Below are 26,200 nucleotides of genomic sequence, written 5' to 3' on the forward strand. Positions count from 1 at the left end.
ACGCGGAGAGCGACGGGGGCAACGGAGTGATCCACATGGGACTTTTAAATATCATTCGTCGGATGGCGCTGCGTGAGAAGCAGTCGATCCGCGAGATCAGCCGGCGAACAGGGCTGTCGCGGAACACGATCGCGAAGTATCTGAACGCTGGTACAATCGAACCAACATTCACCGTACCGGAACGACCGAGCAAGCTTGATCCGTTTGCCGACAAGCTGGCGGCCTGGCTGAAGACCGAGGCCGGGAAGTCGCGCAAACAGCGACGAACACTGAAGCAGGTTCATGCCGACCTGGTGGCTCTCGGCTTTACCGGCTCCTATGGTCGGGTTGCCGCCTTCGCCCGTGATTGGCGAGCGGAACGACAACGTGAGCAGCAGACGACGGGCCGCGGCATATTTGTTCCGCTGTCTTTCCGCCCAGGCGAAGCATTCCAATTCGATTGGAGTGAGGACTATGCCGTCATTGGCGGCGAGCGCACAAAGCTGCAGGTCGCGCATATCAAGCTATCGCACAGTCGCGCGTTTTTGGTCAGGGCGTATCTGCTGCAGACGCACGAGATGCTGTTTGACGCCCATTGGCACGGCTTCCGTGTGTTCGGCGGCGTCCCTGCTCGCGGCATTTACGATAACATGAAAACCGCGGTCGATCGCGTCGGTCGTGGCAAGGAGCGACAGGTCAATATCCGTTTCCTCGCGATGACGAACCACTACGTCTTTGCGCCTGAGTTTTGCAATCCTGCCGCGGGCTGGGAGAAGGGCCAGGTCGAGAAGAATGTCCAGGATGCCCGGCCGCGACTGTGGCAACAGATGCCGGACTTTCCTGATCTGGCGGCATTGAATGCCTGGCTGGAACAGCATTGCCAGGACCTGTGGCGCGACACAGCACACGGCACCTTGCCCGGCACGATCGCGGACGTCTGGTCCGCGGAACAGCCAGCATTGATGGCGCTCCCCGCTGCGTTTGACGGCTTCGTCGAGCAGGGCAAACGTGTCTCTCCGACATGCCTGATCACCTTCGAGCGGAACCGCTATAGCGTGCCTGCATCGTTTGCGAACCGGCCTGTCAGCTTGCGAATCTATCCCGAGCGACTGGTCGTTGCGGCCGAGGGTAATGTCCTATGCGAACATCCGAGGGTGATTGAGCGCAGCCACGACAAACCGCCGCGGACGATTTACGACTGGCGACACTACCTTGCCGTCATTCAGCGCAAGCCCGGTGCCTTGCGCAATGGTGCGCCTTTCCTGGAATTGCCGCTGGCCTTTCGACAGTTGCAGGACCAGATGCTGCGTCGCCTGGGCGGCGATCGTGAGATGGCCGATATCCTTGCTCTGGTGCTTCATCACGACGAACAGGTCGTCGTCAGGGCTGTGGAGCTGGCTCTGGATCAAGGCGTCGCGACCAAGACGCATGTGCTGAACCTGCTGCATCGTCTGATCGATGGGAAGACGACTGACGGCCCCGACATCGACACGCCACAGGCGCTGACCTTGTTGCGTGAACCCAAGGCCAACGTCGAACGCTACGATGGCTTGCGTGTCCGGATCGTGGGAGGTCGCCATGCGTCATGATCCCGCAAGTGCCGCCGTCGTCATCATGCTGCGGAGCCTGAAGATGTATGGCATGGCCCAAGCCGTCACAGACCTGATTGAGCAAGGGGCTCCAGCTTTTGATGCGGCCGTGCCGATCCTGTCCCAGTTGCTGAAAGCCGAGATGGCCGAACGTGAGGTTCGCTCGATTGCCTATCACATGAAGGCTGCTCGCTTCCCAGCCTATAAGGACATCTCCGGGTTCGACTTCGCCGCCAGCGAAATCAACGAAGCGACGGTGCGCCAACTGCACCGATGCGAGTTCATGGACGGGGCGCAGAATATCGTGCTCGTCGGTGGGCCGGGCACAGGAAAAACACATGTCGCGACTGCCCTTGGGGTCCAGGCGATCGAGCATCACCGCCGGAAGGTCCGCTTCTTCTCGACCATCGAATTGGTCAATGCGCTCGAGCAGGAGAAGGCAAAGGGCAAGGCAGGTCAGATCGCCGAGACGCTGGTCCGTCTCGATCTGCTGATCCTCGATGAACTAGGATACCTTCCGTTCAGTGCTTCCGGCGGAGCGCTGCTCTTCCACCTGTTGAGCAAGCTCTATGAGCGCACCAGCGTCGTCATCACCACCAACCTCAGCTTCAGCGAATGGGCAACCGTCTTCGGCGACGCCAAGATGACGACAGCTTTGCTCGATCGCCTGACCCACCGTTGCCACATCCTGGAAACCGGTAACGACAGCTTCCGCTTCAAGGCCAGCTCGGCCGCAGCAGCACAGAAGAGAGGAGAAAAGGCCAATCCCTTGACCAAACCCTGATCAGAAAACCATACTCAGAGGTGGCTCACTTCTCGGTGGAAAAACCGGCTCAGTTCTGCGTGGAAACCAACAACTACGCCAAGAGAGTTCCGGGCCGAGCGGATCGGATTCCGTGTCGATCACAACGAGAGGAAGAGGCTCGTAGCAGAACGCAGGCGGCATAGCCGGTTTCAGCATCAGCGAGATGAGTTCCAACAACGAGGCCCGCGAGTTGGAGGAAGCGATCATGTAGAAATTGCCGCTGTTCCAGGTCACCACGGAATAGCGGAAGAACGCCCTGAGCGCCGCAGTCGTGGTCGAGAGGTCCACCTGACAGGCCGTCATGGTGTTCAGAATCTCGGCCTTCTTTTCGGAGATATGCTCCTGCGAAAAATATCGGGCCTTGAACAGCTCATCCTTTTGGCGCTCCCGCTCAGCGTATACGGCATCATCTTCATGGGCGAGTTTCTGCACTTGCACCAGGACGCCGCCCTGCCGGATATGAGGGACGACGAACTCGAGCTGCTTTACGCGATCCTGATCGTACATCTGAAAGGTTGTATCTTCGAACAAGACATCAAAGCCGTCCCGGAAGGGGGAGAGATCTGAATCGCTCGCGTAGCGATCGTCATCGAGTTCGAAAAACGGCCCGAGAAAGAAATGTGCGTGCTCGCTTCCCCGTCTCGCGAGAAAAGCTTCGCGGTTGGCGGGCGTTGGACTGCAACAGAGCGTCTTGATGCGCCCTCCGCCAAGCGCCGCAAGGCTTCGTGCAAGGCAACCTGTGCCAGTGCCGAGCGTATAGATCGTCGTGGGCATCATGGCTCGAGCCCAGTTCTGCAGTGCGAACGAAAGGACAGCCGCCCCGAGACGGCATTCTTCTTCGAGCCGGTAAGGAATGCTGGCGTAATAGTGCTGGTCGAAAATTCCGAACAAGCGCGTATGCGTGTCCGCAAAGACAGCGCAGTCGAGATCGAAATCCATCAGGCTCAAGTCAGGCTGTGGCTGTGCAAGATCCGGCGCCCCACCTCGACCACTGGCCGTTCTTTCGAAGAAGGGGGCGAAGGACGTCAGCCGCGGGGCGTTTCGCCAGCGCTCTATTGTTTCCGGATCCACCGTCATCATCGCCTCCCATTGATCGACCGCCGACGCGAACCAACCAGGCGAGAGTTGAACCGCCTTTGCCCGCTCGCTACACGAGGGTCGATGCTGTTGCGGAACGACAATCTTCGGGGCGAGAGGAGGGGTATCCATCCGGCGAAGGCCGCGGGGTTTATGATTTCGGCTCGTCTGCCATGATGCGTTCGATCCTTGCAGAATCGCATTGCTCGTCCACAAGGAACTGTCGGACACCGCCATCCCAGGTGCGGATATCGGCGAGGAATTCCTTTAGACTTTCGATGCCCCGGTCGGTGAAGGTCGTGATGCCCTCTTCGCTGCCGTCATAGGCATGGATCATCTCGCCGTAGTCGATGTTGTCTGAGTTGCTGGCAATTTCCTGGACGAGTTCGAGGTTCTCGCCGATCAGCATGGCGACGTATTCGATCGTGTAGACATGGGTCGGTCGCGCCATCAGGCCGCCATCTGCCGTGCGCTGCCGGCGGCGGTCCAGTTCCACGGCAACAGTTCCGGCAGTCGTGACACGGGAAGGTTGGGCATGCGGGCGAGGACATCCGCCAACCAAGCCTGCGGATCGATATCGTTCATCTTTGCCGTGACGATCAGGGAATACATGAAGGCAGCGCGCTCGCCCCCACGCTGGGAACCGGCGAACAGCCATGCCTTTCTTCCCAGAGCGATCCCACGCAGAGCGCGCTCGGCCGCATTGTTCGAAAGGCAAAGCCTGCCGTCATCGAGGAACCGGGTGAAGGCTTCCCAGCGCCCCTCCTTCTCGAACATGTAGTTGATCGCCTTGGCGACGGGATTGTGCTTGGACATCTGGGTGCGCTGCGCCATCAGCCAGTCGTGCAGTTCCTCGACGAGCGGACGAGCATGTTGTTGGCGTGCTGCGAGCCGGTCCTCGACAGGCAATCCGTTTATGTCGCGTTCGATATCGAAGAGAGCGTCGATGCGGGCCACGGCCTCGAGTGCGACCGGCGATATCTCATGAGCGGGTTTGCCCTTGCGCACGTTGCCGGCGATGTCGGCCAGCTCGAAGAACTTGCGGCGCGCATGACTCCAGCAGAGCGCACTGATTACCGGTGCAGGGCCTCGGTCCGCACGATAAAGGTCGTTGTAGCCACCATAGGCATCGGCTTGCAGTGTGCCATGCCACCCAGCGAGATGCGTGTTGGGATGGATTTTCTCGCGATCGGGAGAGAAGTGGAAGAGCGCCGCGGGAGGGGCACCGCCGGCGAAGGGGCGGTCATCGCGCACATAAGTCCATAATCGTGCCTGCCGCGTTGCACCTTTGGCCAGCAGCGGCACGGTTGTGTCGTCGCCATGCAGCCGGCCGGCGGCCAGCACATGGGCGCGGATCAGATCATGAATCGGCTGTAGCACCGTCGCGCAGGCTCCGACCTGATCGGCCAGCGTGGAGAGGCTGAGATCGACGCCTTCCCTGGCGTAGCGTTCAGCCTGGCGGTTCAAGGGCTGATGCTGGCCAAACTTCTCGAACAGGATCGTTGCCAGCAAGTTCGGTCCCGCCCATCCACGCGGGGTCGCATGGAAAGGTGCCGGTGGCTGGCTGATCTTCTCGCAGTCCCGGCAGGTGAACTTCTCGCGCACCGTCTGGATCACCTTCCACTGGCGCGGAATCGCCTCCAACGTCTCAGTGATGTCTTCGCCCATCTTCACGATCCGGGCCGAGCCGCAACAGGCGCAGTGCGCCGGAGCCTCGATGATCACGCGTTCGCGCGGCAAGTGCTCGGGAAACGGCTTACGGGCTGGCCGGCGGCGTTCGAAGGCGGAGACATTTGTGATCTTCGCTGCCACGCGTTCCGCGGCGATCTCGTCCTCGGTGGCGTCGGCCTCGAGTTCTTCGAGCTGCAATTCCATCTGGTCGATCAGCCGGGCGCGCCGTTCCGAACTCTGGCCGTACTGCTCGCGGCGCATTTTGGCGATCTCAAGCTTGAGGTGCCGGATCATCGCCTCGGAGGTCGTCACAACGGCGCGCACCTGCGCGAGATCGGCCTCGGCGGAGGCGGCACGCGCTTCCGATGCTACAAGCGCGGCGCGTAATCTGGCTATCTCCGAAGCAGCATCATCCATGGCCGAAAGCTACCATGTCACATGCTGAAAGCCCAACAAAAACAGAGGAATGATTACGATCAGCCTGCCGCCGCAGGCCGTTGCGTCCAGCGAGGATTGCGCCAATCGATCCCTTCCAGGAGATATCCCAACTGTGCCGCCGAGACCGGAACGGCGGAGCCATTCTCGCTGACCGGCCAGATGAACTTGCCCGCCTCAAGGCGCTTTATGTAGAGCGACATGCCGACGCCGTCATGCCACAGGACCTTGATCAGGTCACCCTTGCGACCTCGGAAGCAGAAGACTTCGCCGCCATGAGGATCGCGGCCAAGACCTTGCTGAACCTTCAGCGCCAGGCTGTTCATACCGCAACGCATATCCGTCACGCCGCCCGCGATCCACACCTTCACCCCGGCCGGAAAGGCGATCATGGCGTGTCCAGAACCGGCAGCAGGCGCGCGAGGATCGTCGGATCAAGCGAGGCCGGAATCGTCACCCGTCGCCCGTTCGGCAGCGCGATCTCGATCGTCTTGTTGTCCTCAGATCGGAGAGGTGGGGCTACCTCGCAAGATGCCGCCGCTGGCGGCGAAATCGAAAGTGGCACGAAGCCCGTTGGAGCGGAACCGCTCAGAAGGCCACTACGGTATTCCCGACGCCAGCGGGTCAACAATGACCGCGACAGTCCATATCGCCGTGCCGTCACCGAGCCCTGCCGAAAACCTTGCAGGCTCTCCTCGACGATCCGGACCTTCTCCTCGTCCGACCAATCCCGCCGGCGGCCAAGATCATCGGCGGACAAAACCTCAATCGGGGAAATGATTGTAGCGCATGACATAAGCCATGGACTTAACGCCAATCAGCAAGTCAGGGCAGACGGCCTTCGGCGGAGGGATACGAGGAGGGGGGCGCAATCTATCGAAATCGCCAGATTGCCAGAGAGTGACGAGAAGATCGTCAAGGTGATGATTGGCCTAAAACGCTGCGATGTGCCTAGACGTCGACCAGTTCCAAGTAGCTCGCCTTGGCCACGGCATGGTAGCTAGTCGTGGCGCCTAGCTTCCGCCTGGCCGACCGCATATAGAGGTGAACCGCACTCTCCGAGATGCCCAGGATGACGGCAATCTGTTTATAGATCTTGCCGGACGCAAGAAGTTGGAGACATTGGCGTTCTCTCCTCGATAATTCTCGGACAAGAACGGGGCGGCGCAGCCCCGAGAGGGTGAGCACTTTCTCGTGGAGGTAGTGGGAGAGAATATGCAGGTCGTGGAGGTTTGCAGCGCAGAGGGCCAACCAGTCGCTACCTGACCAGTCGGAAGTAACCGAAAACAGGCAGCGCTCTCCGTTTGCGCCACGGATCGGGACGGTGAGGCCGTTCGGGCCTATCCCATAGGCCCGAGCTTCGTCGAACAGCCGGCGGACCCGTGAGGCTCTTTGGTCGAGCGTCGACCAGTCCACCGGGAGCAGTCCCCAGCGCGCAATATCGATAACAGGATCTATTGCAAGGTAGTCGTTGGCGAAATAGGTCGCGATCCATTCCTCTGGATAGGTGCTGCAGTAGTAGGGAGCCGCCGACGGGCCAGCGCCTCTCCGGACGACAAGGAATGTCATGTGCGACAAACCATAGCGAGTTCTGACCGCATGGAGTGCACCGGATAGCTCGCCAGGTTCCGACAGGGTCTGTAGCTCTCCGAGCGTGAGCGATAGGTACGAGCGATCATCCATTCGAAATGCGCACTCCTCTTCGTCCTAGCCGCGCCTGGGCCGCCTGAATACGATCAAGCCTTCTTCTTACCGGCGGTCTCATGTTCCTGAAACTGCCAAAAAGATGAGTTGAGTGATCAGTCCAAGTGATCCAGCAGCGCCCGGCCGTGCGGAAACGGGCGTGTGGCTTTTCGCCGCGGCGAGCCCACCTGGGGCCAAGATCCCGCGAGAGATGTCAGTGCTGCTGGCGCCGTCGAGACGAGCAGCGTTCCCTTTGTCCTAGGTAGATCGCGCCCGAACTGTGTCGACCATGGGCGCCTTATGGTGCCAACCCGTCACCAACTGGAATGCATGGCCGATTCTGAGGGCCAGATCTTCGGCAAAGCTCTTGCAGACGATTTGTAGCGATGTCGGAAGTCCATTACGGGTGTATCCGTTCGGAACTGCTAACGCGCACATATCGAACGTATTCACAAACTTGGTGAACCGTGACGCTGCGTAGGATTCGTCAAGGTCGTGAAGTGTGCGTGCCGGCGTCTCGGTCGTCGGCGTCAAAAGCGCGTCCACGTCAATCATCGCTGCTTGCATTTCCTGCCCCAGTTTTTCTCGTTGACACATTGCCACGAGATAGTCCTGGGCAGAGAGATTTCGCCCCGACAGGATTCGTTCACGAACAAGGTCACCGAGCGCTGTGGTTGGGTCATTTGCAAGATGACCGAACAACGCATATGCCTCGGCTTTTGTGATTGCAGCTTGAGGGGAAAAGCAGGCGTTGAATCGGAATGGCAACGGTAGGTCGATGATATCGGCGCCAAGCTTCGCAAGGCACTCCAACGATGCATCGTATGCAGCGAGAACCTCTTCGTCGACGCCCTCTCTTTCATCTCGATCTATGCGGGCAAGCCGAAGACCCTCAACCCCTCCCTTGAGGCCAGCCAGCACATCGCTTCTAGGGGTGCCCCACGTTGCACGATCAAGCGGGTCGATCCCCTCGAGAAGGGAGTACAGCAGGGCGGTGTCCTCAGCAGTCCGGGCCATTGGTCCCGCTGTGTCGAGCGTCGGGCTCAGCGGCATAACTCCATACGAGCTGATGCGCCCAGACGTCACCTTCAAACCCGTGATGCCACAGAATGCCGCTGGAAGCCTGACCGAGCCGCCCGTGTCGGTTCCAATCGCCCAAGGCGACATACGCGCCGCAACCGCGACACCGGAACCGCTACTCGATCCCCCCGGCGTTCTTGCTGTCGCTTGATCCCAAGGATTCCAAGGCGTACCCATGTGCTGGTTTGTGCCCCAGCCACCCATTGCAAACTCCACCGTTTGGGTCTTGCCAAGGAAGATCATGCCTCTGTTTAGAAGGCGGCGTGCAATGGTCGCCGTTCGGTCTGAACGTCTGTTCCGCCACTCAGCAGAACCTCCCGTTGTGATCCTTCCTTCGATCTCGATTAAATCCTTTAACGCGATAGGCACGCCGTGCCATGGGCCTATCGCACGCCCCTGACGAATGGCGCGATCAGCAGAAGCAGCTACCTTTCGCGCCTCATCTCCATAAACATCTACGAACGCGTGCAACTTTCCATCCAGCGATGCGATCCGAGAAAGAAACGCATCTACAGCCTCTGCGGATGACAGCTCTCCCGACGAGATCTGTCTCGATAACTCCGCAGCTGTCAGTTCTGCTGGGTCGCTTGTCATTTTGGAAGCTTGAGTCCTCTGTTCTCCGTGGATAGACGGAAAGATATGCCGGGTCATCTTGACTAGGTGAACTCACGTTCGAGCGGGGAGATATGGGAGTGCCAGCCGATATCTGGGTGAGAAAACAGGTTCGCCATGTGAAGGCGGAGGTGGTCACGCCGCCATCCTTAGAGTAGATAATGAAGCTTGTTGGCTTGATCGCCAAGCCTACCATAATCGCAATTCGGTTCTTGGGTGTTGTGCTGAGAAGATTTATTTTTGCCGTACTTTTCGCGTTGGTGGGCATCTCAGTGGTGTTCAGTGTGATCGGCGTCCTGGCGGTCTGGAACCCGATGGAGTTGTTCTAGCCGGCTTCTCATTGGACGCTAGTCGCGCCAAGCTTTGATGATGAACACTGTGGGACAAGACACCCTGACGCGCGTTTCGTGCAAAACTTGTGTGCTCTCGACGCGCTCTCGTGCATCGATGAACCCGACCAATCTGGGAGAAGTGTGCGCGGCCTAAGAGACCTCGGGACGGGCGGTCGACGCCGAAATTCAATCTAGCCGATGCCATCGGAGTCGATGATCGTTGATTGCGCTCAGCTGCGAATATGTTCGGGACGAAACCCGATCCCGATCAGCCGTCCCGTCAGATGCGGCAGGACCCGGGAGCGTGCGATGAACCGCAGGAAGGCCGGCGGCCGTTTTGGCTGGGACGCGTCGGCCGCGGGACCGCGCTTGCGACGCATCATCAGCTGGACCTTCTGCGTCGCCTTCGTCGGGAATGCGCGACGCTTCTGAACCGCGGCAAGATGCCCAGAGGAGCACGTCCCGTCCTTCAGCGGCCCGGCAAGGATGTTTGCGGCGGCGACGGCGTCCTGCACCGCGAGGTTGACCCCGACGCCGCCGATCGGCGACATCGCGTGGGCGGCATCGCCGATGCAGAGCAGGCCCGGCTTCCACCAGCGCCTCGCGCGGTCCATGCGAACCCGCAGCAGGTGAACGTCCGGCCAGCCGGCGATCTCCTCGAACCGTTCGAGGGGAGGGGCGCAACAGCCGCCAGCCGTTTCCGCAGTTCCGAAAGCCCGTCGCCTTTCACGTCTTCGGAGCGTCCCTTGCCGATGACGAAGCCGATCTGCCAGTAGTCGCCGCGGTCGATCATGACGAGCCCTTGGGAAGGGCCGGCATGGCCCGTCGGCATCGCCGGATCGTCCGGCCGGCGGGAAACCCGCATCCACAGCACATCGACATTCGAGCCGAGGTCCTCGATCTCAAGGCCGGCCTCGCGCCGGACGATCGATTCCCGTCCATCGGCACCGACGGTCAACGACGCGCGGATCGTCTTCTCGTTCCCCTTCTCGATGATCCGGACACCCTGCACCGCACCGTGCTCTTCCACGAGGCCCATGACCTGGCAACCCATGAGAAGGCAAAAGCCGGGATAGGCGGCGGCCTTGCGGGCGAGGAAGTCGAGAAAATCCCACTGCGGCATGAAGGCAATGAACTTGCAGCGGGTCGGCAGCCGGGAGAAATCGGCGATCTTTGCCGTCCGGCCGTCGATCTCGGCGTAGAGGGCGGGGGCCTGCTGATGCGGCAGGGCAAGGAATTCGTCGAGCAGCCCGAGTTCGGCCATGACCTCGAGGGTCGAGGGATGGATGGTGTCGCCACGGAAATCCCGGAGGAAATCGTCATGCTTTTCGATCACCGTCACGGGAACGCCGGCGCGCGCCAGAAGCAGCCCCAGCATGAGACCGGCAGGGCCGGCGCCGACAATGCAGCAACTCTGTTGGCTCAACGGGTGTTTGCTCCTTCTCGACTCTGCTGCCGCCAACAAGACGATTCAACCCGGATCGGCTTCGACCTGACCGTGATGGTGCCTGACGAGTTCGCCACGGGAGCTGACGATCTTGGCGATCACCTCCAGTTTCGTGCCGTCGTCGAAGGTCAGCGTCAAGCGGTCGGCCTGGCGCCCCGTCATGTCGGAGACTGGATCCCCAAGAAGGAGCCGAATGCCATTTGGCTGCATTCTCAACTCGGCATGAGCGGGGATCGGAACGAAATCCTCGAAGCGGCGCTGCTCGGAAACATCATCGGCGGGTTGTGACGACAGCGTCGAAACCGATCGAAAGGTCTCGCTTGCGACAGACGACAGACGCATCTCGCCGTCCGTCCCGTTCCAGATCGTGAGGAACCCCTTGGTCTGACCGCTTTGTTGATCCACAACGAGGAGTTCGGCGTGCTCGACCAGCAAGGCGCGAGGCGGATTATCATGGAGAGACAAATCGTCCGAAGCGCCGGCGGCGAAAGCCGGCAGCGTGGTTGCAAACATTGTCGCAGCGCAGGCGATCATGCGCATGGCCCAGGTTCTCCGACTTTTGATCCGGATGTTGTCTTACCAGAATTCTCGCCGGAATAATGACGCACTGTCCTTCACAAATGCGGCATATGGACACCGGACCATCTACATGGATGATTGACGTTCGCCCGCTACCGCACCAGTTTCCAAGCAGTCGCGATAAAGCTGGTAGCGAGGGCGCAAGATGATGAGCAGCGAGCCGGGGCATGCGCATTCCGATGGAGATCACGACCACCAACACGGAGCCGAGGTGACGCAATCGAACGAGCGCCGGATCAGGCTCGTGTTCATCCTGACCGCCGGTTATGCGCTGGTGCAGGCAATTGGTGGCTGGCTTGCAGGTTCTCTTGCGCTGATCGCGGACGCCGGACACATGGTCTCGGATTCGGCAGCCTTGCTGCTTGCGCTGGTGGCCTATCGTGTGGCGCGCTGGCCGATAGATGCGCAGCGGACCTACGGCTTTCACCGTGTCCGGGTCCTGGCTGCTCTCGCCAATGGCGCGACCCTGCTGCTGCTTGTCGCATGGATCGCCTGGGAAGCCGTGCAGCGCATCAACCAGCCCGCGGAGATCCTCGCCGGTCCGATGCTCGTTGTCGCGACCATCGGTCTCGTCGTGAACCTTATCGGCGCCTATGCGCTGTGGTCCGGCGACAGCGGTGACAGCAACCTGCGCGGCGCGCTCCTTCACGTCGTCGGCGACCTTCTCGGATCGGTCGGCGCCATTGCTGCGGCCATCGGCATCATGCTCACCGGATGGAGCATCCTTGACCCATTTCTCTCGGTGCTGGTCGCCGGCCTCGTCATCCGCTCGGCCTGGGGGTTGGTTTCCGATTCCATCCGCGTGCTCCTGCAGGCCACGCCGAAAGGCATTGTTGCCCATGAAATCGAAGCGGGCCTGCTGAATCTGCCGGGCATCGCCGAGGCGGGCCACTTCCATGCATGGACCTTGACGGACGAAAGCATCGTCGCGACCGTCCACGTCAGCCCTAAGGAGGGGATCGACCCATTGACCCTGCCGTCGGTCGTCGCGTCCTTTCTCAAGGAAGGGCACGGCATCGATCATGTCACGGTCCAGGTGGACCCGCGGGGCGCGCTTCTCGCCCGGCACGCGTGATCGTGCCCTTCAATCAGCCGTCTGATCCGAAGCGGTCTAGGTTGAAGGTGCTCGACGCATCAAGTGCCCGTGTTGTTTGCGAACCGCGTCGCGTATCGTCGACGCTTGCGACGGCACGCCGCAGGCTAGCCGGAAGCGTCAGCCGTTGAAGCGCCTCGGCCGGTGCAAGCGCCCAATCGAGCATCGCCTTGTCGGAAACCGTCCATGCGCTTGCCTGGTGAAGGTCAAGAAGGCCGGATTCGGCGACAGCGGGCTGGCGCAATACCCGCCCCGTGATGCCGAGGCCTCCCATGGCCTTGAACGTTGAGGAGGGAATGAAAGCGGAGGTGTTTACACTCACAACGCGTTCGATTTCAGCTGCTCGAAACGTGGGGAGCGGAGCGCTGATGGTCGCCAGGTCGAAGAACGCCGGTTGTTCGACGGTCATTTCGCCCGCGGCCTGCATCTCGAGCGCCTTTTCCGCGCGGCTTTTGCGTGTCGGCAGCAACGCGGTCACGAGACTGTTCGGCGAGGTGTCATCTTCGGACAGTGCAGCGCCGGCGGAGCTCGCGGCCATGATCGATTTCGAGCCGACGCGTCGCTTGTAGTCCGCCATGGCCACGTTGTAGCCGGGCAGGGGGCGACCATCGGCGGGAACGTGCAGTGTCTTGCCGTTCGGGAAGATGCGCACAAGCTCTTGACGCGACATCCGTGGCCAGGCGCGCACATTGCCGACATCGAGATGCACGAAGGGCGAGCCCGATTTCGGATAGTAGCCGACGCCGCCAACCTGCATTTGCATGGCGGTGGCCCTGAGCTTTGCCAGCTTCACGCCAGGGATGAAGAAGTCCATCGCCTTGCCGAGCGTGTGCTGGCTGTTCTTGGCGACGCCCGAACTGCGCGAACGACCGCGCAGCATATTGTTGGTGGCGGGGGAGCGGTAGGCGGAGACGATGTGGATGTAATCCTTCGCGCCGCTGCGCTGATAGACTTCCCAGACGAGGTCGAGCAGGCGAGGGTCCATGCGAGCAGGTTCGTTCCGGCGCCAGTCGCGCAGGAAGCGGTTGACCTGCGCGAGACCCTTCGGGTCGAACCTGCCGTCGCGCTTGAAGGTGATCGTCGCCCGCTCGCCGGTGTGGGTGAAGAACAGTTTCAGCGATCGATCTTCCGCGGCAGCCGTGGCAGCGGTCAGTGCGACGACAGAGGCGGCGGCGGCCGTGATGGTGGAGGCTTGCGCAACCCAGCGCGCAATCGTCTCGATTCCCTTGTCGGCAGCAGCGTGGAACAGGCGCGCCAGAAACGCAGTCACAGGATACTCAGACACAGCAGTTCCGATCCAAACGAGATACTTCACGGGGCGGCAGAGACGTCTCGCCGCAGATTGCTGGCGAGGATTATGGTCAACAAAGATTTAAGAAGCCGTTGATGCCTGGTGGTCATCGCTTGGCCCCTTGACGGTGTTGCCGGCGGACAATCTCCTCGACGATGCGCTCGGCATCCGGCCCGGCACCCATGACGAGAGCGGATGCCCTGTTTCGTTGCCACGGCCGGCCCACGAAGTAGAGCCCAGGCACAGCGGAAACGCCGTTGGTGTGCGAGAACGCACGATCCGGTCCTACGGCCGACGGAATCTCCACCCAACCCGTCTCATCGCGATAGCCGGTCGCCCAGATTACCGTTCGCACGGTGGCGGAGCTGCCGTCGGAAAACGTGGCCGTCTCGCCTGAGGCGGCGACAAGGCGTGGCACAAGCCGAACACCTGCCTGCGCCAGGTGTTTGTCGCCTTGCCCTCGGTCGGGAAAGGCATCGGCAGCGCGCACCTTGCGGCCGATCCATGACTCCGGCGAGGCGTTCAGAATGCCGAGCAAGCGGAGCCACCACCAGATCGACTTCCCGAACAGCCCTTCGGGGAACAGTTTTCGAGGCTTGCCGTGGGAAAGCATCACAGGTTGCAGGGTCCGGCATTCAAGTGCGATGTCACGACCGCTTGCGCCGTCTCCAACGACGAGGACCGGTCCATCGGGCACACCCGCAGGGTTCTGATAGGTTTGCGGCGTCAACTGCAGCACCTCAGATCCGAAGCCGCTAGAGATGGACGGGACTATCGGTTTCTGAAAACCCCCGGTCGCGACAATCACTTCACTCGCTTCGATTTTCTCGCCCGAGTCCGTTTCTGCGAGGAAGACCCGGTTCGCACGCGACAAGCGCGCGACCCGTGTTCCCGATCGCACCGGCAGGCTGAAACGCGCGGCGTAGTCTTCCAGGTAGACAGCAAATTCGTCGCGGCTCGGATATTGCTCCCGGTTGCCGGCAAGGGGCAGGCCTGGAAGGGCGCTGAACTGGCGTGGAGTGAACAGGGTCAGCGAAGCGTAGCGGCTGCGCCAGCTGTCGCCGACGCGCGGATGGGCGTCGACGATCAGGAAAGGCAGACCGGCCCTGCGCAGGTAGTACCCTGCGGCAAGGCCAGCCTGGCCGGCTCCGATGACAAGCACCTGCCGCGCCGTCACGAAACCACCACGACGCGTGTTCCTACCGGGACGCGCTCATAGAGGTCTTCGACGTGACCGTTGACCATCCGTATGCAACCATTCGAAACCGCCTTGCCGATCGTCCAGGGCTCGGTCGTGCCATGGATGCGATAGAGGGTGTCTCTGCCGTCTCGAAACAAATAGAGAGCCCTCGAGCCCAGCGGGTTCTTCGGCCCGCCGGGAACGCCGTCGGCATAGCGTGCATATTTCTTCGGATCACGCCGTATCATGTTGTCGGTCGGGCGCCAGCTTGGCCATTTCGCCTTCCGGCCGACAGTCGCCGTGCCGGAGAACGCCAGGCCCGCGCGCCCGACACCTACGCCATAGCGGCGGGCAAGGCCCCCTTCTTCGATGAGATAGAGAAAGCGATCCCTCGGTACGACGATGATGGTACCGGCCGTCTCCGGATAGGGAGATGTCACCAGTTGCGGCAGAAATCTCTCATCGATGTCGATCGTGCGTTTCCTGCCTTGCGCGAAGGCGAGCGCGGGTGAGGCAAGGAGAGCGACGGCGGCAAGGCCGAAGGTCCGTCGATCCAGAACCGGGGAAGCCGGCCGCTCCGCTGTTGGGGATTGTTCGGTATCGTGGTTTGAAAGTCGTCTCATGGAAGTGTTCCTTGGCACGGGCAGGGGTCGCTTGGCGGTCTGCAATCGGCTTTGAAATGGGAATGGTGGGTGAGCGGCCGAGCGTATGCCGCGGTCGCGTCACCGGAGACCGCATCGCGCACGCGTGCGTCCCCGGTTGGTTCAAGCCGAGCGAGGGGGAGGCAGAATCAGCCGGGCTGGAACTGACGATTGCGTGTCGAAAGCTTGATTGGGGCGAATCCGGCGGACCGGTGCGGCCACCGGCCAGAACCACGCGACCAGCCAGCTGCAGGCTTCGTGACAGGTCTCTAGGCTCGCCGGATGGTCAAGCTCTGAATCATCAGTGTCTATCGCCAAAAGGCTCACGCTGCTCTGTAACGGGTCGGACAGCGCGTGGCTGCGCGCCGCCACCGACGCCGCGGTGCTTGCTCCGACGACGAGCGACATAAGGAAGACAATGATCAACTTCATGAGGGCGCGGTGCATGTGCGTAATGCCCGGATCGCTGCATTTTCGAAGACCTATCTCACGGCATTATGCTTAACAGGCGATTACCGGTGTGTGCAGCGTGGAGGCGAAATTCCTGCCTTCGCGCACGACCCGTTGAAATCGCAAGTGATTTTGATCCCGCGCGTTTGATGTCATGACATCGGCAGGTGCCAATCACGATGGCATCCCGCGTTCGGCGTTTTGCGGCGGGTCGCACTCGGCAAAGGTTCTACATACTGACCGCTGTCTCGATAGTGCCGACCTTGATGCCGATGTCGTTGCGGGCGTCGTGCAGCGCGGCAATAAGCGTCTCGGCCCTTGTGGATTTAAGTCGATCCTTGCTCGTGAGGATGAGGGCGCGGAACGGGATCGCAGGGATGAAGGGGCGAGCGACAAGGCCACGGCTCTCAAACTGGCTGGCCTTGTAGGTCATTGCATTGGCGATGCCGATTCCGACGCCCTCCAGGGCCAGATTGCAGACGACCTCGGAATATTGCGTTTCGACGACAGTGCGGGTTTGCAGTTGCGCCTCTTCAAGGGTCCGTTCAATCCGTCTGCGCACCGTGTCGTCCGGAGACAGCGCGATGAACGGTTCGCCCTCCAAGTCCGCGGGCGTTACGTTTTCCCTTCCTGCCAGCCGATGACTGGCCGCCATGACGCAAACGGCCGGCGCGGACATGAAGGGTTGCACGGAGACGCGAGACGTGTCGATTTCGTCGGCGGTAAGACCGACATCCGCCTGGCCGGAAGCGACCATATCGCGCACGGCATTCGAGCCGGCAATCAGAAGTGTGACATGGCCGGTTCGGTCCCTGCTGCGATAGCGTTGGATAGCCTTCGGCGCGAACGAAAGCCCGAGCGCAGGGTAACATGCCAGGCGGAGTCCGCTGGCGCCGAACTCCCGGATCATCGCCGCACGCGCGCGCAGCTGGTCCATCCCGATGAAAGCCCGCTCGACCTCCTCGTGCAAGGCAATTGCCTCTGGCGTTGGTACGAGCCTGCCGCCGACCTGGCGGAATAGGGTCAGTCGCGTCGAGCGGGCAAGGCGGGCAACCGCCCGGCTGACGGCCGGCTGGCTGATGCCCAGGAACTCAGCGGCTCGCGATGTGCTTCCCATACGCATCACCGCGTCGAAGGCCTCGAGTTCTCCCAGGTGCATTATAACATCCGCGCATAAAGTGCCTATGGCTGAGACATTATCGCACATAGTGGCGATACGCTATATCTCGTTCAGGGAGTTTAGCCGTGAACCGAGAAACCAAACTGCTGCATGCCGGACCGATAAGCGATGAAGGGTTCAGGAGCCTTTCCGCGCCGGTCACGCGTGCCTCCACCATCGTCTTTCCGTCTTCCGACGCGTTCGAGCGCCGCTACGACCGGTTCTATGACGGTTATACCTATGGCCTGTACGGCACGCCGACGACCCGTACGCTTGAGGCACGGCTCGCCGAGTTGTACGACGCGGACCACTGCCTTTGCCTGCCGTCGGGCCAATCGGCGACCGCGCTCGCATTGACCTCCCTTTTGAAAGCAGGCGACCGCGTTCTCGTCACATCCGCCGCATATGGTTCGACACGCAGCTTCTGCCATGACACGCTTTCACGGTTCGGTGTCGAAACGGTTCTCTACAAGCCAGCCGCCGGAGCAGGCGTCGCTCGCCTGATCGACGAGCGCACGCGGGTGATCGTGGTGGAATCGCCCGGTTCCAACACTATCGAGATACAGGACATACCGGCGATCGCAGGCGCCGCCCGTGCGGCCGGAGCCTGCGTGCTCGCCGACAACACATGGGCGTCTGCGCTAAACTGCAACCCGCTTGATCTCGGTGCGGATCTTGTCATGGAAGCCTTGTCAAAACATGTGGGTGGGCATGCGGATCTTCTGCTCGGTGCCCTGGTCACACGCGATGAAGGATTGTACCGGCGGCTGAAAGACACCGGCAGGACCATGGGTCTCGGCATCTCGGCCGATGACGCCAGCCTCGCGCTGCGCGGGCTTCAGACGATGCCGCTGCGGTTGGAGCGGGAGGGGATATCCGCCTTGACGCTCGCGCGCTGGCTCCAGTGCCGTTCAGAGATCGGCGATGTGCTGCATCCTGCCCTGCCGAACCACCCGGGCCATTCGATCTGGCGGCGTGATTTCCAGGGTGCCAGCGGCCTTTTCTCGGTGAGGCTGGCACCACCGTTCCAAGCCAATGTCTCCGCTTTCGTGGACTCGCTCAAGGTCTTCCGTATCGGTGCAAGCTGGGGAAGCACGCAAAGCATCGTCACGCCTCAACTGGATGTATCCGCGAACCAGGCATTGCCTGTTCCGGGCAGCAACAGGATCGTCCGTTTCTCGGTCGGTCTAGAGCCGGTCGAGGACCTGCAGGCGGATATCGAGGCGGCCCTGAATGCCTTGGTCGCGGATGTGGTGCACGAGCACTGGATTGATGAAGAGGGAACAATCACAACAAGAGGAAGAGAACGATGAAGTACGCAATTCTGCTGACCAGCGCCATCGCTGCTGCTATACTTTCCGGCGAGCCGGTTCACGCCCAATCCATCGTCGACAAGGTCCGGGAACGGGGATATGTGAGCTGCGGCGCCAGCCAGGGGGTGCCCGGCCTGTCACGCCCCGACGAAAAGGGAGAGTGGACCGGTTTCGACGTCGACAGTTGCCGAGCCGTTGCCGCCGCGGTGTTCGCGGACAGCAAAAAGGCACGGTTCGTTCCACTGAACGCGGCCCAGCGCCTGCCTGCCCTTCAGACGGGCGAGATCGATGTCCTGTCGCGGACGACGACATGGACCTACACACGCGACACCGCGGTCCGCTTCGTGGCGATCAACCTCGTCGACGGCGACGCCATCATGTTGAGCAAGGCGTTGAACGTCCAGAAAGCGGCTGACCTCGATGGGTTGACGATCTGCCTGCAGGGCGGTGGCAGCCTGGTCGAGAACGCGCTCGACACGATCGAGCAGGACAATGCCGTCAAGGTCCAACGCGTCTATTTCGATTCGACCATCCTGGCGCGGGATGCCTATTTCGGCGGACGTTGCGACGGCTATATGAGCGACGGCTTCGCCATTGCCGGCCAGCGTGCGTCTGTCGCTGGCAATCCGGAGGAGCATGCCATCTTCTATAGCGGCGCGACCACCGAGCCGCTCGCTCTAGCCATCCCCCGTGGTGACGACCGCTGGTTGGACATCGTGCGCTATGCGTTCAACGCCATGGTCTGGGCCGAAGATCGCGGCATCACCTCGCAGAATGTCGATGAAATCAAAACGACGAGCGGCGATGCAGAAACGCGCAAGGCGCTGGGGGCCGAACCCGGCATCGGCGAGCCGCTCGGTTTGGACGACGCTTGGATCTACAATGTCATCAAGCAGGTCGGAAACTACGGCGAAGTCTTTGACCGCAATCTTGGGGCACAGAGCGCGCTCAAGGCCGAGCGCCGTCTCAACGCCCTCCCGCGCGATGGCGGCATCCTATTCCCGATTGCGTTCAAGTAACCGAACCGGACCATTGCCCGGTCGCAGCGGCCGGGCAATGCATGCAGAGGAGATTCAGATCATGCTGCAGGATGCCCGCTTTCGTGCGGCTGCCGTTCAGCTGATGTTGTTGGCTGGCGTTGCGACCTTCGGGATCGCCTTGGTCTCCGCCACGGCGCAAAACCTTCAGCTTCGGGGCATACCCGTCGGTTTTGGCTTTCTCTGGAAACCGGCGAATTTTCAGATCGCGGAGACGATCCTTCCCTATTCGTCCTCCGATCCGAACTGGTGGGCGGCGGTCGTCGGCCTCGCCAACAGCCTGTTCATTTCAGTCCTCGTGATCGTCATCGCCAGCGTCATTGGCCTCTTCATCGGCATCGGGCGCCTGAGCAACAACCCCCTGATGAGCGGCCTTTGCCGTGGTTGGGTTGAGATCGCCCGCAACACGCCGCTCGTCGTCCTACTCATTTTCACCTACGCGCTTTGGTGGGAGGTTTTGCCTCTCGCTTCGCAAGCGTGGAAGCTGGGCCCCGGCACGCATCTTTCGGTGCGGGGACTTTCCATGCCGGCGCTTCACTGGTCGGCATCGGGGGTAATGCCGCTGGCATTCGTTGGCGCCGGCCTCCTGGGCGTGTTCACGGCATCCCGCGCCGCCCACAGGCGGCAGTCTCGTACGGGCCGGCGCCCGCCTTATGTCTTATGGGCATGGATTGCCGTGGCATCGGGCGTGGCCCTGCTTCTCATGCTCTATCGCAATGCGTTATCGATCGAGTTGCCCGAATTCCGCCGTGCAAACTTTGTCGGCGGCTGGTCGCTGACGCCCGAACTGACCTCCATCCTGATCGGCCTTACATTCTATACCGCGGGTTTCGTCGGGGAAATCGTTCGCGGGGGGATCGTCGCGGTACGCAGGGGACAGTGGGAAGCCGCCACTGCGTTGGGTTTAACTCGGGCGCAGACCTACCGGCTGGTCGTCTTGCCGCTTGCCCTGCGCAGCATCGTCCCTCCGATGAATAGCCAGTACATCAACGTCATCAAGAATTCGACCCTCGCGATCGTGGTCGGCTACCAGGATTTCATGACGGTCATGAGCACTATGATCAACAAGACCAGCCACGCGATCGAAGGCGTCGCGATGATCCTCGGCGTCTTTCTCCTCGTCAACCTCGCCCTGTCCGCGCTGCTCAACGCGTACAACCGGCGCATCGCCATCGTGGAGCGTTGAAAATGGTCGAAATCGCCTACAACGTACCGGCGCTTACCAGTCGCCCTCTCACGAGACGGTTGGCGCCGTTTTTCGGCACGCCGCTCAATGCTGTCTTGACGATAGCGCTGGTCGCGCTTTTGGTCCGTATCGGGTGGCCGCTTGCGGATTGGGCGATCTTCGAAGCAGCCGTGCTTCCCGCCGAGCCCCAGACCTGCCAGGCGGCGACAGGCGCCTGCTGGAGTTTTCTCCTCGCCAAGTATGGGCAGATCCTCTTCGGCATCTATCCGCCCTCGGAACGGTGGCGCGCCGCACTGGTGTGCGGATTAATCCTCGCGACACTGGTGGTTTCCGCAAGGCCGTCGTCATGGCGGCCTTGGCTCGCCCTGGCCTGGCCGGGCATGATGATCGTCGTGCTGTGGCTCATGAGCGGCGGTTTCGGTCTGCCCTACGTGCCCACAAGCGCCTGGGGCGGCCTGCCGGTGACGCTTATCCTCACCGTCTTCGCCATCGGCCTCGGATTTCCGGCGGCAGTGCTTCTGGCTCTCGGCCGCAGGTCGCATATGCCTGTTGTGCGAACATTGAGTATCCTGGTCATCGAGACGATCCGCGGTCTTCCGCTTCTGAGCCTTCTTTTCGTCGCCTCGATCCTGCTGCCGCTCTTTCTTCCGGATTGGCTCCTCCCGGACAAATTCGTCCGTGCGCTTCTTGCGCTCACGGTTTTTGCGGCGGCTTACCTCGCGGAGGTGATACGGGGTGGGCTCCAGTCGATCTCTGCGGGCCAGGCGGAAGCGGCAGGAGCGCTGGGCCTCGGATATTGGAACACCCAGCGACTGATCATCTTGCCGCAGGCGATCCGCATCGTCATCCCGGCGCTGACCAACACCATCATCGTGATGGTGAAGAACACCAGCCTGGTTCTGGTGGTGGGCCTCTTCGATCTCATCAGTTCCGGCAAGGCGGCACTGTCCGATCCGGACTGGCCAGCACCATCGACAGAGACCTTCCTGTTCATCGGTCTGATCTACTTCATTCTCGCCTTTTCCTTTGCTCGTTTTGCCGACTTCCTGGAACGCCGCGGTAAGGAGATGCTTTGATGGCTGCCACTCCCATTGCAACACTCGCGATAAGTATCGAGAATCTTGGGAAGTCCTATGGCGATTTCGAGGTCTTGAAGAGCGTCAACCTCTCTGTCGCGCAAGGCGAGAAGATTGTTATCTGTGGACCCTCCGGCTCTGGCAAGTCGACGCTGATCCGCACGATCAATCGGCTCGAGGAGCATCAGCGCGGCAGGATCATCGTTGACGGGATCGAATTGACCGGTGACCTGAAGGGGATCGAGAAAGTCCGATCGGAAGTTGGAATGGTTTTTCAGCACTTCAATCTCTTCCCGCACTTGACCATACTGGAAAACTGCACCCTCGCGCCAATCTGGGTTCGCAAAATGCCGCGCCAACACGCGCAGGAGATTGCGATGGAGTTCCTCCGAAAGGTCCGCATTCCGGAGCAGGCCGATAAGTATCCCGGGCAGCTCTCGGGCGGTCAGCAGCAGCGTGTGGCGATCGCGCGGGCGCTGTGCATGAAACCTCGCATTATGCTGTTCGACGAACCGACATCGGCGCTGGACCCGGAGATGATCAAGGAGGTGCTCGACACAATGATCGAACTCGCCAACGACGGTATGACCATGCTGTGCGTCACGCATGAGATGGGTTTTGCGCAGGCGGTTGCCGACCGCATCGTTTTCATGGATGGCGGAAAAGTGATCGAAGAAAACCGGCCGGCGGAGTTTTTCAAGTCGCCGCGAAACCCGCGCGCGCGCGCGTTTCTCAGCCAGATAGTCGGGCACTTAGGTCGATCGTTCACAGACGGTCCAACCGCGGATTGAACACCGCCGGCGATGGAGGCGATGATGGGCGGCTGGGGAGCGGCAGTTCGCCGCGCGACATCTCGCTTTGCCGGTTACGATTGACCAAAGTGTTCCGAACAGGCAGGCGATATCCTGCAATCGTGCAAGATTGTGAAGGAGAAACCACATGCTTAAACGACGAGACGTATTGCTGGGTGCAGCGATTGGCACCATAGCGTTGACGGCGCTGCCTGTCAGAGCGGCAACGAAAGACCATCAGGTGATGATGCTCAACAAAGGCAAGAAGGGCGCGATGGTCTTCGAGCCCGATTTCATTTTGGCCGCGCCTGGCGATACAGTGACCTTTGTGCCCGTCGACAAGGGCCACAATGCCGAGACCATCAAGGGATTGATCCCGGATGGAGCGAACGCGTTCAAAGGCAAAATCAACGAGCAGATCACGGTAACCGTCGAGCAGGAAGGCATCTATGGTGTAAAATGCCTTCCGCACTATGGAATGGGGATGGTGGCGCTCATCGCGGTGGGGCAGCCGGTCAACCTGGAACAGGCCAGGACGGTGAAACATATAGGCAAGGCAAAGAAGGTGTTCGAGGAACTGCTGGCGCAGGTGCCGACGACGTGAGTTCTTGAAGCAACGCCACACACGAGCCGGCTTCTTGTCATGCCATGACCGTTATGCATCTGTGCGCAACGGTACACGTCGTCCGGCTCGGCGACTTTGTGCGCAGGATAGGCAATCATCGCGGATTGAGGCGAGAAGAGCGTGTAGCCGTGCGGCGTGGCGCTCCGCCGCCCCAATCATCCTATCAACCCGCTGTCATCGTTGATGACGGCGACCCGATATTCAGGACCGTGCAGCGACATGAACAAATTCAAAGCTTTATTCTTAACGTCGTTTGCAATGACAGTTCTGACAGCCGCCCCGGCAACGGCGCACTCCGTGCTCAAGAATTCGTCGCCAAGTGCCGATACAACCGTGGAAGCACCAAGGTCACTTGAGCTCACGTTCTCCGAAACCGTCAACCTGCGCTTCAGCAATATCGAACTCATCGGGCCTGATGGTGCGGCGGTGCGAGTGGGCAAGCCTATCAATTCGCAGGATGGTCATACGCTTCTTGCGCCCCTTCCGGAGCCGCTGCCTTCAGGCAGGTATGATGTCAAATGGGATGCTCTTTCCAAGGATGGTCATAAGATAAACGGCAATTTCAGCTTTCTCGTCAAATGAGGTGCCGTGAATGGCGGACCCGGTAATTGTCCTCATCCTGTGCCGGGGCGCAATATTCGGAGCAGCCCTTATGATCTGGGGGGCGTCATTGTTTCGCTGGCGCCTCCAGCCTCATGCAGAGAGGATGCGTTTCGAGGGCTGGATGATTCTGTGCTTGGTTGTCGCGGTCATTATTCTCCTGCCGGCACAGGCGGCCCGGGTTTCTGACGGGTGGGGCGATATTTTTGAACCGGGCCTTCTTCGGGATGTCATAGTTTTCACCACGCCCGGAAGGTCGTGGGCTCTCCAGGCGGCGGCGATCACGGTGGCTGCGTTTGCATTTGTCATGCAATGGACAAGGGCCACCGTGCTGTCGATAGTGATCGTGTTCATTGCCCAATCGATGACCGGACATGCCGCAGCATCCGAAGGCGTATTCGGGTATGTGCGGCAGGCGAATGACGTGCTTCACCAGATCGCTGCGGGAGCTTGGTTGGGTGCGCTGCCGTATGTCTTGCGGCTTCTGCCGGACGTGGAAAAGCTTGACGCGAAGATGATTCTTATCCGTTATTCAGGCGAGGGCCATTTTTGGGTTTCGCTTCTGCTCGTGACCGGGTTGATTGCTACTCTTTGGATCTTCGAAGGAATACCGCTTGACTGGAGCATTCGCTATCAGCTGCTTTGGGCTTTGAAGGTGTTCGTGACAATGGCCATGGTCGGACTTGCGGTGTGCAATCGTTACTTCCTGGTGCCGCGTCTTCGGGACAGGCCCGACGCATTGTCGGCGCTCGCGAGAGCAACCAGACTCGAGATCGCGCTTGGGCTATTGGCCGTTGCGCTGGTTGCATGGTTTGGAACGCTCGAACCACTTTGAGCGGTGTCTTCGGCTCTCCGAGTGTCAGGCGCATGGACGCGCGAGACGGGAATCATTAATAATCTGGACACGTTGATCAGGAATGAATCGGAGTGGTGATGAATTTCGGACGGTTGATCGCAGGTGCGAGCCTATCGGCTCTCTGGTCTTTTGTCGGCAACGGCGCATGGGCTCATCCGTCCGCGATGGTCACGGGAAATTTCACGTCTCAACCAATCGGTCATTTTGAGTTCTGCAAGCGAAACGCGTCAGAATGCACGTTACGTTCCAGGAAAACGGCGCCATTGCCAATGTCGAGCGAGTTCCTTGCGCAGTTGCAACAATTGAATGTTTCAGTGAACAAGGCAATCAAGCCCATAAGTGATTTTGATCTATACGGAGTGGAAGAATACTGGACCTATCCAGTCGATGGAGGCGATTGCGAGGACTATGTGCTCGCAAAACGTCGTGTTTTGATCGAGGATGGTATCCCGTCGTCAACGGTGCTCATTACGGTATTGCGTCGACCGAACGGTGAGGGGCACGCCGTTCTGACGGTGAGAACCGACATCGGAGACGTCATTCTTGATAATCTGACAGATGCCGTCTTGAACTGGGACGAAACTGGCTACACTTACCTGAAGCGACAGGCGGTCGACCATACGGGGCGCTGGGTGTCCATTCGAGACGGCGACGCTCCGCTGGTCGGTTCCGTTCACTGAAGTTCGGGGTCGAGGAGGTTTCGTCTGCAGAGCTTTTTTCGTCTCGACCAAACTGCGACACGAGCACGGCGACAATCGCAGCAGCCGCCGAATTGCTGGTCATCCAAACCATGCCGAGCGGAACTTAAAGCTCTGGCACCCGCGATCGAGCGGTCCTGACAGTAAGAGCTTTACGTTCAGGCTCATACGGTGCGGAGTGTTGATATGGTAATCGTCCCGGCGTCCAAAGCTGAACTTCGGAAAGAGCAGCGCAAAATCCTCTTGAGAAGCGGTGCGGCTGCCATGGTGTGCATGCTGGCCCTCGGTGGCACGCAATACCTTCTACGCGGCGCCAAGGTTTTCCCCGACGAAAATCTGGAATCGCGGCTATTCTTCATAGCCGCCGCGAACTTGCTTCTCGTCGTTTGGGTCATCATAGGCGTCGCCATGGTGGCACGAGGCCGACGTCATTCTGCGGAAGATATCGGCGGATCGGCGTACTCTCGCCCGAGCTCTAGAATTGCCGTTGCAGCCGCTTTTCTTCAGAACACGCTCGAACAATTCGTCATCGCGTCCGTGACGTTATCCGCGCTCGTGATGCTGGAAGGCGCGGCGATGATGCCGTTTATCGCGGCTTCTGTGGTCCTGTTCGGTGTCGGCCGCGTTTGCTTCTTAGTCGGGTACTCAAAAGGGGCCGGTGGCCGTGCGTTTGGAATGGCCCTGACTGCGCTCCCCAGCATCGCGGCGTTCGTGATCGCGTTGGCGCACTTGATCACGCGGGTCTGGCAAACGTGATGCTGACGACGTCAATTCTGGCATACTGATGGATCGGCATAGGCCCCGGCGGGCTTGAATCCGACCCTTCGTTTGAATCCGTCGTAAAAATCGTGGCGCGCGTTTACGCCTCTTGCACCTCAAGTACCTAGAGGTTTTATGATCCGGCTCCTTTGATTT

General features: G+C 60.5%; 26 protein-coding genes and 1 pseudogene. 13 read left to right on the forward strand and 14 right to left on the reverse strand.

Translation table 11 applies throughout. The features are described from left to right. Positions 1-35: 35 nt before the first annotated feature. Entirely contained in the window at positions 36-1,568 is a 1,533-nt protein-coding gene (gene istA / locus shn_RS33755; RefSeq protein WP_145925847.1) for an IS21 family transposase, read from the forward strand. After that, positions 1,558-2,352: an IS21-like element helper ATPase IstB gene (gene istB, locus shn_RS33760; RefSeq protein WP_064328778.1), complete on the forward strand. Its 795-nt coding sequence runs from the start codon at positions 1,558-1,560 to the stop codon at positions 2,350-2,352. The genes istA and istB overlap by 11 nt, the downstream gene beginning before the upstream one ends. On the opposite strand, the gene shn_RS33765 is transcribed toward istB, so the two are convergent. The 9 genes and pseudogenes from shn_RS33765 to shn_RS33800 all read right to left on the reverse strand — a co-directional run bounded on the left by shn_RS33765 (position 2,353) and on the right by shn_RS33800 (position 11,250). Further along, on the reverse strand, positions 2,353-3,450 hold the full coding sequence (locus shn_RS33765; protein WP_245337560.1) for a class I SAM-dependent methyltransferase: 1,098 nt from the start codon (positions 3,448-3,450) through the stop codon (positions 2,353-2,355). 151 nt (positions 3,451-3,601) lie between these two features. Further along, positions 3,602-3,901: a hypothetical protein gene (locus shn_RS33770; protein ID WP_064334838.1), complete on the reverse strand. Its 300-nt coding sequence runs from the start codon at positions 3,899-3,901 to the stop codon at positions 3,602-3,604. Further along, positions 3,901-5,538 carry an IS66 family transposase gene (locus shn_RS33775; protein WP_064334792.1) on the reverse strand — a complete coding sequence of 546 codons (1,638 nt, stop codon included), beginning with the start codon at positions 5,536-5,538 and terminating at the stop codon, positions 3,901-3,903. The genes shn_RS33770 and shn_RS33775 overlap by 1 nt, the downstream gene beginning before the upstream one ends. 59 nt (positions 5,539-5,597) lie before the next feature. Continuing rightward, positions 5,598-5,948: an IS66 family insertion sequence element accessory protein TnpB gene (gene tnpB, locus shn_RS33780; protein ID WP_064334793.1), complete on the reverse strand. Its 351-nt coding sequence runs from the start codon at positions 5,946-5,948 to the stop codon at positions 5,598-5,600. Further along, positions 5,945-6,316 carry a transposase gene (locus shn_RS37720; RefSeq protein WP_371328652.1) on the reverse strand — a complete coding sequence of 124 codons (372 nt, stop codon included), beginning with the start codon at positions 6,314-6,316 and terminating at the stop codon, positions 5,945-5,947. The genes tnpB and shn_RS37720 overlap by 4 nt, the downstream gene beginning before the upstream one ends. Positions 6,317-6,507: 191 nt before the next feature. Further along, positions 6,508-7,239: a LuxR family transcriptional regulator gene (locus shn_RS33785; RefSeq protein WP_064334794.1), complete on the reverse strand. Its 732-nt coding sequence runs from the start codon at positions 7,237-7,239 to the stop codon at positions 6,508-6,510. 258 nt (positions 7,240-7,497) lie between these two features. Continuing rightward, entirely contained in the window at positions 7,498-8,913 is a 1,416-nt protein-coding gene (locus shn_RS33790; protein ID WP_064334795.1) for an amidase, read from the reverse strand. Between the two features lie 580 nt (positions 8,914-9,493). Beyond that, positions 9,494-10,641 (reverse strand): annotated as a pseudogene (locus shn_RS33795) (FAD-dependent oxidoreductase). A gap of 93 nt (positions 10,642-10,734) precedes the next feature. Next, positions 10,735-11,250, reverse strand: coding sequence for a copper chaperone PCu(A)C (locus tag shn_RS33800; protein WP_064334796.1), 516 nt, complete (start codon positions 11,248-11,250; stop codon positions 10,735-10,737). Positions 11,251-11,434: 184 nt separating this feature from the next. Between shn_RS33800 and shn_RS33805 the strand changes: the two genes are divergently transcribed. Next, the gene (locus shn_RS33805; RefSeq protein WP_064334797.1) at positions 11,435-12,364 is read left to right on the forward strand and encodes a cation diffusion facilitator family transporter; all 930 of its coding nucleotides are present in this window, start codon (positions 11,435-11,437) and stop codon (positions 12,362-12,364) included. A 13-nt stretch (positions 12,365-12,377) separates the two neighbouring features. Here the strand turns inward: shn_RS33805 and shn_RS35600 are convergent, their stop codons facing one another. The 5 genes from shn_RS35600 to shn_RS33830 form a co-directional block, all read right to left on the reverse strand. Beyond that, positions 12,378-13,565: a DUF882 domain-containing protein gene (locus tag shn_RS35600; protein ID WP_371328653.1), complete on the reverse strand. Its 1,188-nt coding sequence runs from the start codon at positions 13,563-13,565 to the stop codon at positions 12,378-12,380. Between the two features lie 214 nt (positions 13,566-13,779). Continuing rightward, positions 13,780-14,835: an NAD(P)/FAD-dependent oxidoreductase gene (locus shn_RS33815; protein WP_242224962.1), complete on the reverse strand. Its 1,056-nt coding sequence runs from the start codon at positions 14,833-14,835 to the stop codon at positions 13,780-13,782. 11 nt (positions 14,836-14,846) lie between these two features. Continuing rightward, positions 14,847-15,476 (reverse strand): L,D-transpeptidase, encoded by a 630-nt coding sequence (locus tag shn_RS33820; RefSeq protein ID WP_084438751.1) that lies wholly within the window; start codon positions 15,474-15,476, stop codon positions 14,847-14,849. Positions 15,477-15,617: 141 nt separating this feature from the next. Continuing rightward, entirely contained in the window at positions 15,618-15,941 is a 324-nt protein-coding gene (locus shn_RS33825) for a hypothetical protein (protein ID WP_064334799.1), read from the reverse strand. A 232-nt stretch (positions 15,942-16,173) separates the two neighbouring features. Beyond that, positions 16,174-17,103, reverse strand: coding sequence for a LysR substrate-binding domain-containing protein (locus shn_RS33830; protein ID WP_064334800.1), 930 nt, complete (start codon positions 17,101-17,103; stop codon positions 16,174-16,176). 86 nt (positions 17,104-17,189) lie between these two features. On the opposite strand from shn_RS33830, the gene metC reads away from it, so the two are divergent. From metC to shn_RS33875, 10 genes are all read left to right on the forward strand, one after another. Next, positions 17,190-18,416, forward strand: coding sequence for a cystathionine beta-lyase (metC, locus tag shn_RS33835; protein ID WP_064334801.1), 1,227 nt, complete (start codon positions 17,190-17,192; stop codon positions 18,414-18,416). Then, on the forward strand, positions 18,413-19,435 hold the full coding sequence (locus shn_RS33840; RefSeq protein ID WP_064334802.1) for a transporter substrate-binding domain-containing protein: 1,023 nt from the start codon (positions 18,413-18,415) through the stop codon (positions 19,433-19,435). Before metC ends, shn_RS33840 begins: the two co-directional genes overlap by 4 nt. Positions 19,436-19,496: 61 nt before the next feature. Then, the gene (locus shn_RS33845) at positions 19,497-20,639 is read left to right on the forward strand and encodes an amino acid ABC transporter permease (protein ID WP_064334840.1); all 1,143 of its coding nucleotides are present in this window, start codon (positions 19,497-19,499) and stop codon (positions 20,637-20,639) included. 2 nt (positions 20,640-20,641) lie between these two features. Then, entirely contained in the window at positions 20,642-21,715 is a 1,074-nt protein-coding gene (locus shn_RS33850) for an amino acid ABC transporter permease (RefSeq protein WP_064334803.1), read from the forward strand. After that, positions 21,715-22,506 (forward strand): amino acid ABC transporter ATP-binding protein, encoded by a 792-nt coding sequence (locus tag shn_RS33855; RefSeq protein WP_064334804.1) that lies wholly within the window; start codon positions 21,715-21,717, stop codon positions 22,504-22,506. Before shn_RS33850 ends, shn_RS33855 begins: the two co-directional genes overlap by 1 nt. Before the next feature lie 148 nt (positions 22,507-22,654). After that, positions 22,655-23,110, forward strand: coding sequence for a pseudoazurin (locus shn_RS33860; protein WP_064334805.1), 456 nt, complete (start codon positions 22,655-22,657; stop codon positions 23,108-23,110). A gap of 240 nt (positions 23,111-23,350) precedes the next feature. Continuing rightward, the gene (copC, locus tag shn_RS35605; RefSeq protein WP_168169022.1) at positions 23,351-23,713 is read left to right on the forward strand and encodes a copper homeostasis periplasmic binding protein CopC; all 363 of its coding nucleotides are present in this window, start codon (positions 23,351-23,353) and stop codon (positions 23,711-23,713) included. Between the two features lie 10 nt (positions 23,714-23,723). Continuing rightward, complete coding sequence (copD, locus tag shn_RS33865) at positions 23,724-24,566, forward strand: copper homeostasis membrane protein CopD (protein WP_064334806.1); 843 nt, start codon at positions 23,724-23,726, stop codon at positions 24,564-24,566. Positions 24,567-24,664: 98 nt separating this feature from the next. Continuing rightward, positions 24,665-25,267 (forward strand): transglutaminase-like cysteine peptidase, encoded by a 603-nt coding sequence (locus shn_RS33870; RefSeq protein ID WP_064334807.1) that lies wholly within the window; start codon positions 24,665-24,667, stop codon positions 25,265-25,267. Between the two features lie 204 nt (positions 25,268-25,471). Then, positions 25,472-26,041, forward strand: a complete 570-nt coding sequence (locus shn_RS33875; RefSeq protein ID WP_064334808.1) for an MAPEG family protein — start codon at positions 25,472-25,474, stop codon at positions 26,039-26,041. Positions 26,042-26,200 lie beyond the last annotated feature (159 nt).

This window comes from Shinella sp. HZN7 (assembly GCF_001652565.1).
GTDB lineage: Bacteria > Pseudomonadota > Alphaproteobacteria > Rhizobiales > Rhizobiaceae > Shinella > Shinella granuli.